This window comes from Stenotrophomonas sp. P5_A8, from assembly GCF_056400545.1.
Genome location: NZ_JBFULB010000179.1, coordinates 1 through 7781, shown reverse-complemented (window position 1 = coordinate 7781; position 7781 = coordinate 1). Strand labels below are relative to the sequence as shown.

The window sequence follows — 7781 nt, the reverse complement described above, 5'->3', positions numbered from 1 at the left end:
ACCCTGGCCGTTGAGCTGCCGTTGCGTCCAGAAAACAAAACGCCCGGCCAAGGGGCCGGGCGTTTCATTACAACAGGCCGCGATCGAAAATCAGACCACCGTATTGCCAGCCGCCTTCAGGGCGGCGATGCGCTCTTCCAGCGGCGGGTGGCTCATGAACAGCTTCCTGGCGGTCGAGCCGGCAATGCCGAACGCGGCGATCTGCGTCGGCAGCGTGCTCTGGCCGTGGTTGAGCTTCAGCCGCTCCAGCGCCGCGATCATCTTCTGGCGGCCGGCCAGGTGCGCACCGCCCGCATCGGCGCGGAACTCACGATGGCGCGAGAACCACATCGAAATCATCGTCGCGAACAGACCGAAGATCATCTCCAGCACGAACACGATCACGAAGTAGCCGATGCCGCGCCCGCCRCCCTCGCGGTTGCCCGACATCGCGCTGTCGATGAAACCACCGACGATCCGCGCCAGCACGATCACGAACGTATTCAACACACCCTGCAGCAGGGCCATGGTGATCATGTCACCGTTGGCCACGTGCGCGATCTCGTGGCCCAGCACCGCCTCGGCCTCGTCCTCGCTCATGTTGTGCAGCAGGCCGGTGGACACCGCCACCAGCGCCTTGTTGCGGTTGGCGCCGGTGGCGAAAGCGTTGATTTCCGGACCGTCATAGACCGCCACCTCCGGCATGCCGATACCGGCTTCGCGCGCCTGGCGTTCGACCGTGGCCAGCAGCCAGCGTTCGGTCGGATTGCGCGGCTCGGTGATCACCACCGCGCCGGTCGACCGCTTGGCCATCCACTTGGACAGCAGCAGCGAAATGAATGAACCCCCGAAGCCGAAGATGGCCGCCATCACCAGCAGGCCGCTCATCTGGCTGGGATTCACGCCCAGCACCGACATCACGATGCCCGCCAGGATCAGCACCGCAACGTTGGTCAGAAGAAAGAGAGCAATGCGACTGAACATGGGAAAATAGCGCTCGAAAGAGGTTGATGACTGCAAATCTGCGGGGACTTCATGTTGAATTCAAGTCGCAAACTGACCGACGATTCATAGTTCATGTCCATGACCCCCTACCGCGGCCGCTTCGCGCCCTCACCCACCGGCCCCCTGCATCCCGGCTCGCTGCTGGCCGCGCTGGGCAGCTGGCTGCTCGCCCGGCACGCCGGTGGCCACTGGCTGGTGCGGATTGAAGACGTCGACCCACCCCGCACCGTACCCGGCGCGGTGGATCAGCAACTGGCCGTTCTGACCGCCCTCGGTCTGACCAGCGACGGCCCAATCGTCCACCAGAGCGGGCGCGACAGCCTCTACCAGAAGGCGCTGGACCGCCTGCTGGACGAAGGCATGGCGTTTGCCTGCCACTGCAGTCGCAGCGACCTGGCCGACCAGCGCGGCATCCACCACCAGTGCGTGGCACGCAGCCCGCGCCCGCAACCGGCCATCCGACTGCGCGTGCCGCCGGGCAGCACGGTCCATTTCCAGGACGGCCTGCGCGGGGCGATCCAGCAGAACGTGCACGCCGAGGTCGGCGACTTCGTCCTGCGCCGCGCCGACGGCTACTGGGCCTACCAGCTGGCAGTAGTGGTCGATGACGGCGACCAGGGCATCACCGACGTGGTGCGGGGCGCCGACCTGCTCGACTCCACCCCGCGCCAGATCCTGCTGCAACGCGCGCTCGGACTGCCTACCCCGGCCTATCTGCACCTGCCCCTGCTGCTCGACACCGACGGCCGCAAACTCTCCAAGTCCGATGCCGCACGCCCCCTCGACCCCACCCGGCCCCTGCCCGCATTGCGCCAGGCATGGGCCGCGCTCGGCCAGGATCCGGCCTGCTTGCGCGCCGATGGCAACGTAGCGGACCTGCTGGCCCGCGCCCGCGCCGGTTTCGATCCCGCCCGACTGCCCCGCCACGACATCGTTGCACCGCAGGGCCGCGGCTGACCCCCCATTTGCCGCGGCGATGTTGCAGAATCGCTTTCCCCCTTGTTGGCCCTGCCTTTCGGAGTAGCAGCTCATGACATCTCGCGTCGCACTGGTCACCGGCGGTACCGGCGGTATCGGCACCGCCATCTGCCAACGCCTGGCCGACCAGGGCCATCGGGTCGCCACCAACTACCGCGACGAAGCCAAGGCCACGGCATGGCGCGAGATGATGCTGGCCCGCGGCTCGGACGTGGCGATCTTCCCCGGCGATGTCTCCAACCCAGACACCGCCGAGGCCATGGTCCGTGCCGTCGAAGCCGCCTTCGGCCCGATCGAGATCCTGGTCAACAACGCCGGCATCACCCGTGACACCACCTTCCATCGCATGCGGGCCGACCAGTGGCACGACGTCATCAACACCAACCTCAACTCGGTGTTCAACGTCACCCGCCCGGTCATCGAAGGCATGCGCCGGCGCGGCTGGGGCCGGGTCATCCAGATCAGCTCGATCAACGGCCTCAAAGGCCAGTACGGCCAGGCCAACTACGCCGCAGCCAAAGCCGGCATGCACGGCTTCACCATCTCCCTGGCACGCGAGAATGCCGGCTTCGGCATCACCGTCAACACCATTTCCCCCGGCTACGTCGCCACCGACATGGTGATGGCCGTGCCTGACGAAGTGCGCGCCAAGATCATCGCCGACATCCCCACCGGCCGCCTCGGCAAGCCCGAGGAAATCGCCTATGCGGTGGCCTTCCTGGTCAACGAAGAAGCGTCGTGGATCACCGGCTCGAACCTGGACATCAACGGCGGCCACCACATGGGCTGGTAGAGCCGACCGTTGGTCGGCTGCTTTCCGCAGCGCATGCGCAGCCGACCAACGGTCGGCTCTACGGAATCCGCGCGGAGCACTACGCTGCCGCCGCGGTCCGAGAAACCGTTTGCAGGCCCAACCGGCTACGGCCCCGACATGGAACCGGCAAATGCTGCACCCCGCGCGAATCCATGCTGCGCAACATGAATTGATTCCAATACCCCGCCGCATGGGCCTTTCGGCGGTTGCATGTGCTGCTGCACTGCGCCATGCTGCGCGCCTACTGTGATGAGTGACCGTTTCATGGCTGCGAACCGCATTATCAAGAAATACCCGAATCGCCGGCTCTACGACACCGAGATTTCCAGCTACATCACCATCGAAGACGTGCGCCAGCTCATCCTCGACGGCGAAGACTTCGAAGTCCGTGACGCCAAGAGCGGCGACGACCTGACCCGCTCGGTCCTGCTGCAGATCATCGCCGACCAGGAACAGGACGGCGAACCCATGCTGTCCACGCAGCTGCTGAGCCAGCTGATCCGCTTCTACGGCGACTCCCTGCAGGGCTTCATGGGCAATTACCTGGAGCGCAGCATGCAGGTCTTCCTCGACCAGCAGCAGCAGTTCCGCCAGCAGATGGGCAACCTCCTCGGCCAGACCCCCTGGGCGATGATGAACCAGCTCACCGAGCGCAACCTCGAACTCTGGCAGGATTTCCAGCGCAACATGGGCACCGGCGGCGCCGGCTTCGGTCCCCGTCCCGGCGGCACCTCCACCGGTACCGGCGCGGGCACGGCCAAGCCGGACACCCCGGCACCCGGCACGGGCAAGACCCGCCGCTGAGTTACCCGCGGGGTCACAACGAAAAAAGGCGCAGCCCTCCGGCCGCGCCTTTTTCGTCTCCGCCCTCAGCGTCTGATCAGCGCTTGGGCTTGGCGCAGCCGGTGCACACCCGCTCCACCTGGAAGCCCTTGGCCTTCAGTTTCTCCACCACGCCATCGTTGCCCAGCAGGTGCAGCGTGCCGACCACCACCAGCGTGCCCCCCTGCCCCGCCTGCAGGTACTGCTGCAGCTTGGGCACCCAGGCATCGTTGCGGTCGGTGTTGATCCGCTTGTACAGCTGCGGGTACTGGCCGCGCATCTGCGCCGCCATCGACGTCCACAGCAGCTTGTCGTCGCCACGCCGCCACGCATCGTGCAGCTTGCGGCCCTCGACATCGGCCTTGTCGGCCTGGTCCAGCGCCTCGGCCACCATCTGCTGCTGTTCCTGCGCCGACATCCCCGACAACACCCCGACCTGCGTATCGATGTCCTCCAGGCCCGAGGTCGGCTTGTTCGCGGTGGCCGCGCGCTCCATGAAATGACGGTCCAGCCCGAGGTTCGGGTCCAGCCCCATCTTGGTGAACTGGCCCAGGGTGATGGTCAGCCCGACGAACCAGGGCTTCATCCCCTGCAGCTGCGCCAGCGGCAGGTTGTTGGCACTCGCGTAGGCCTGCAGCTTGGTCCAGGTGGCTGCATCCAGGTCGCGCTTGAGCTCGGTGCCATCGGTGCGCATCGCCGCCTGCAGCATTTTCTGCGGCAGCTGCGGCGACTGCATGTCCTGCGGCGACAGTTCAAACACCACCCGCTTGGACGCGGTGAACGCCTGCTCAACGTCGGCCGACAGCGGATAGTCCTGCGCACGCAGCAGATGGAACGAGCCCAGCAGGTACACGCGGCTATCGCCTGGCCCGGTCACCTTCCACAACAACGGCACCGGCGGCGCCACCTTGGCGGCGGGCGCATCGCCGCGCGCCTGCACCGCACCGCTGCCCAGCAGCAGCCCGGTGGTGATCAACAATGAAGACATCAGTCGCGGCAACATCGACATGGGTCAGGCCTCTCCTTCAGGGGCGTGGTAGGCCTGCTCGCCGGCGTCGATGCGCAGGTCCAGGCGGTTTTCCGGCGGTGCCAGCGGGCAGGTCGCGAACGGAGTGAATGCACAGGGCGGATTGTAGGCGTGGTTGAAATCGATCAGCACCCGGCCATTGGCATCCGGTGCGGGCAGGTCCAAGTAACGCCCGGCCGGGTAGCTGCCGTGGCCACTGGTGCGGTCGACGAAGATCACGAACAGCTCGCGCCCGGGCTCACCGATCGCTTCGAGCGTCCACGTGCGGCCGTCGCGCTCGAACGCCAGCGTGCCGGCATTGGGCATGTCGGTGGTCAGCCCGGTGATGTCGATGATCGGCAGGGTCTTGCCGGGTGGGTGCGGGACGAAGCGTGCACTGATCCGCCACGCGGCGCCGCCGGGCCAATACTGCAGGCCGGCGAAGTGGGTGCGGCTGTGCGCGTCGGCATGCTTGACCCGCAGTGCGTACCGCTCGCCGCGATGGATCAGGCTCAACTGTCCCTTGCCGTCATCGAAGCTGATCAGGGTCGGGGTGGGATCGCGATCGCTGAAGAAGCGGATGCGCCCGGTCACCGGCATGTCGCCCACGCGCAGCGCAACACCGCGCTCGGGAGTGAACCACACCGCATCGCCCTGGCGCGCCACCATGCCCAGCTTGTCCGGGCCTACCGCCAAGCGGATGCCGCTGCCCGGGCCGCGGCCGATGTAATGCGCCTTGTACTCCAGCCAGTGCAGGCCCACCAGGCTGGTCCAGCCATCGGCGGCATGCAGCTCCTCGTAGCGTTGCAGGCGCCACTGCTGCTGTTCGGCGGCGAACGCGGGATCGTCGGCCACCGCCACCGGTGGCTGCGGCGTGTTCCCACAGGCTGCCAGTCCCAGCGCCAGCATCGCCGCGCCAAGTCCCCTTCCCCAAGTCTGCATGACTCTCCCCTTCAACGTCCGCGCAGGAACCAGCGGTCCATGTCCGCCAGTGAAAAACGTGCCCAGGTCGGTCGGCCGTGATTGCACTGACCCGAGCGTTCGGTGTTTTCCATGTCGCGCAGCAGCGCGTTCATTTCCGGCACGGTCAGGCGCCGGTTGGCGCGCACCGCGCCATGGCAGGCCATGGTCGACAGCAGCTCGTCGCGGGCACTGGCGATGCGTCGGCTTTGCCCGTGTTCGCGCAGGTCGGTGAGCACGTCGCGCAGCAGGCCTTCCGGCTCGGCGTTGGCCAGCAACGCCGGAATGCTGCGCACATGCAGCGATCCAGGACCGGAGCGGGTGATTTCAAAGCCCAGCGCAACCAGGGTGTCGGTCTCGCGCTCGGCGGTATCGGCATCGCGCTCGCCCACCGCCAGCGTGATCGGCACCAGCAGCGGCTGCGCGTGCAGGCCCATGCCATCGTGCGCGGTCTTCAGGCGCTCGTAGCCGATCCGCTCATGCGCGGCATGCATGTCCACCACGATGAGGCCTTCGGCATTTTCAGCAAGGATGTAGATGCCGTGCAGCTGCGCCACCGCATACCCCAGGGGCGGCACGCCACTGTCGGCGGCGGTCATCGGCAGGCCGCCTTCGCTCGGCATCGGCGGCAGCCCAGCGGACACGCCGGCACCGGCGGGCGTCGCATACAGCGCGGCATACGCCGTGGGGGCATCGGCGACCTGCAGGCCCAGCGGCGATTGCTGCGGACGCCATTGCGCGGACATGCCACCGCCGCCACCGCCACCGCCCAGCGCGTACCCGCCGCCCGGTTGCGCATACCCGCCGGCGATCGCGGCGGCAGGTACGCCCGCGTGGCCCTCGACACCGGCGCCCGCCTGAGTCATGCCGGCACGGGTTTCGGCCAACGCTTCCTTCAAGGTGCGGTAGACGAAATCGTGGATCAGGCGGGCGTCGCGGAAGCGCACCTCGTGCTTGGCCGGGTGCACGTTGACATCGACCCGGGTCGGGTCCAGTTCCAGGAACAGCACGTACGCCGGTTGGCGACCATGGAACAGCACATCGCCGTACGCCATTTTCACCGCGTGGGCGACGCTGCGGTCGCGTACCGAACGGCCATTGACGTAGAGGTACTGCTGGTCGGTGCTGGCGCGCGAATAATGCGGCTGCGCTATCCAGCCATGCAGGCGCAGGCCGGCACCGCTGTGGTCCACGCGCAGTGCCTGCGCGGCGAAATCCTCGCCCAGCGTTTCGCCCAGGCGCGCATCCGAATACAGGTCGCCGGGCTTGTAACGGCGCGACGGCTTGCCGTTGTGCGATACGCGCAGTTCCACGTCCGGGCGCGCCAACGCCAACGACCGCAGCCACTCTTCGATGTGGCCCAGTTCTGTGCGCTCGGCACGCAGGAACTTGCGCCGCGCCGGCACGTTGTAGAACAGTTCGCGCACTTCCACCGTGGTGCCCGGGGCATGCGCACGCGGCATCACATCGCCGAGCTTGCCGCCTTCGATCTGCAGCGATGAACCATGCGCGTCGGCGGCGCGACGGGAAGACAAGGTGAACCGGCTGACCGAGGCGATGGACGGCAGCGCTTCGCCACGAAAGCCGAGCGTGGCCACCGACTCCAGATCATCGAGGCTGGCGATCTTGCTGGTGGCGTGGCGCGAGACCGCCAGCGGCAGTTCTTCCGGCGCGATGCCACCGCCATCGTCACGGATGCGGATCAGCCGCACGCCGCCCTCTTCCAGGTCGATATCGACCCGGGTGGCACCGGCGTCCAGTGCGTTCTCAACCAGTTCCTTGACCACCGATGCCGGGCGCTCGACCACTTCGCCGGCCGCGATCTGGTTGATCAGGATCTCGGGCAACTGGCGGATGCTCATGCGCGCCTCCGGATAGCGAAGGCGGAGGCGATGGGAATTCGGGGGCAGGACTTCATCGGTAGATGATAGCGTAGCGCCGGGCTATGCCTGGCTGCGACGCTGTGGGGCTGATCGTTGGTCGGCTGCCTTTGACGACGCCGATGTCTCCGGTGCCGTAGAGCCGACCGTTGGTCGGCTGCCCTTGACGATGCCGATGTCTCCGGTGCCGTAGAGCCGACCGTTGGTCGGCTGCCTTTGACGACGCCGATGGCTCCGGTGCCGTAGAGCCGACCGTTGGTCGGCTGCCTTTGGCGATGCCGATGTCTCCGGTGCCGTAGAGCCGACCGTTGGTCGGCTGCCTTTGACGATGCCGATG

7 protein-coding genes are annotated in these 7781 nt (G+C 67.1%); 3 read left to right on the top strand and 4 right to left on the bottom strand.

The features are described 5' to 3' along the window. Window positions 1–90 precede the first annotated feature (90 nt). Complete coding sequence (htpX, locus tag AC1DQP_RS13075; protein WP_256774714.1) at window positions 91–963, bottom strand: protease HtpX; 873 nt, start codon at window positions 961–963, stop codon at window positions 91–93. A 93-nt stretch (window positions 964–1056) separates the two neighbouring features. Here htpX and gluQRS point away from each other — a divergent pair, with 93 nt between their 5' ends. The 3 genes from gluQRS to phaR all read left to right on the top strand — a co-directional run bounded on the left by gluQRS (window position 1057) and on the right by phaR (window position 3580). Continuing rightward, window positions 1057–1941 carry a tRNA glutamyl-Q(34) synthetase GluQRS gene (gene gluQRS, locus AC1DQP_RS13070; RefSeq protein ID WP_457318412.1) on the top strand — a complete coding sequence of 295 codons (885 nt, stop codon included), beginning with the start codon at window positions 1057–1059 and terminating at the stop codon, window positions 1939–1941. A 73-nt stretch (window positions 1942–2014) separates the two neighbouring features. Continuing rightward, window positions 2015–2755, top strand: coding sequence for an acetoacetyl-CoA reductase (gene phbB, locus AC1DQP_RS13065; RefSeq protein ID WP_256774712.1), 741 nt, complete (start codon window positions 2015–2017; stop codon window positions 2753–2755). A gap of 285 nt (window positions 2756–3040) precedes the next feature. After that, window positions 3041–3580 (top strand): polyhydroxyalkanoate synthesis repressor PhaR, encoded by a 540-nt coding sequence (gene phaR / locus AC1DQP_RS13060; RefSeq protein ID WP_256774711.1) that lies wholly within the window; start codon window positions 3041–3043, stop codon window positions 3578–3580. A 76-nt stretch (window positions 3581–3656) separates the two neighbouring features. Here the strand turns inward: phaR and AC1DQP_RS13055 are convergent, their stop codons facing one another. Genes AC1DQP_RS13055 through mutL form a run of 3 tightly spaced genes read right to left on the bottom strand, consistent with a single transcriptional unit; the run spans window position 3657 to window position 7426 of the window. Then, the gene (locus AC1DQP_RS13055) at window positions 3657–4607 is read right to left on the bottom strand and encodes a TraB/GumN family protein (RefSeq protein WP_457318411.1); all 951 of its coding nucleotides are present in this window, start codon (window positions 4605–4607) and stop codon (window positions 3657–3659) included. 3 nt (window positions 4608–4610) lie between these two features. Further along, window positions 4611–5546, bottom strand: a complete 936-nt coding sequence (locus tag AC1DQP_RS13050; RefSeq protein WP_457318410.1) for a DUF1684 domain-containing protein — start codon at window positions 5544–5546, stop codon at window positions 4611–4613. Between the two features lie 11 nt (window positions 5547–5557). Further along, complete coding sequence (mutL, locus tag AC1DQP_RS13045; protein ID WP_478051749.1) at window positions 5558–7426, bottom strand: DNA mismatch repair endonuclease MutL; 1869 nt, start codon at window positions 7424–7426, stop codon at window positions 5558–5560. Between the last annotated feature and the right edge of the window lie 355 nt (window positions 7427–7781).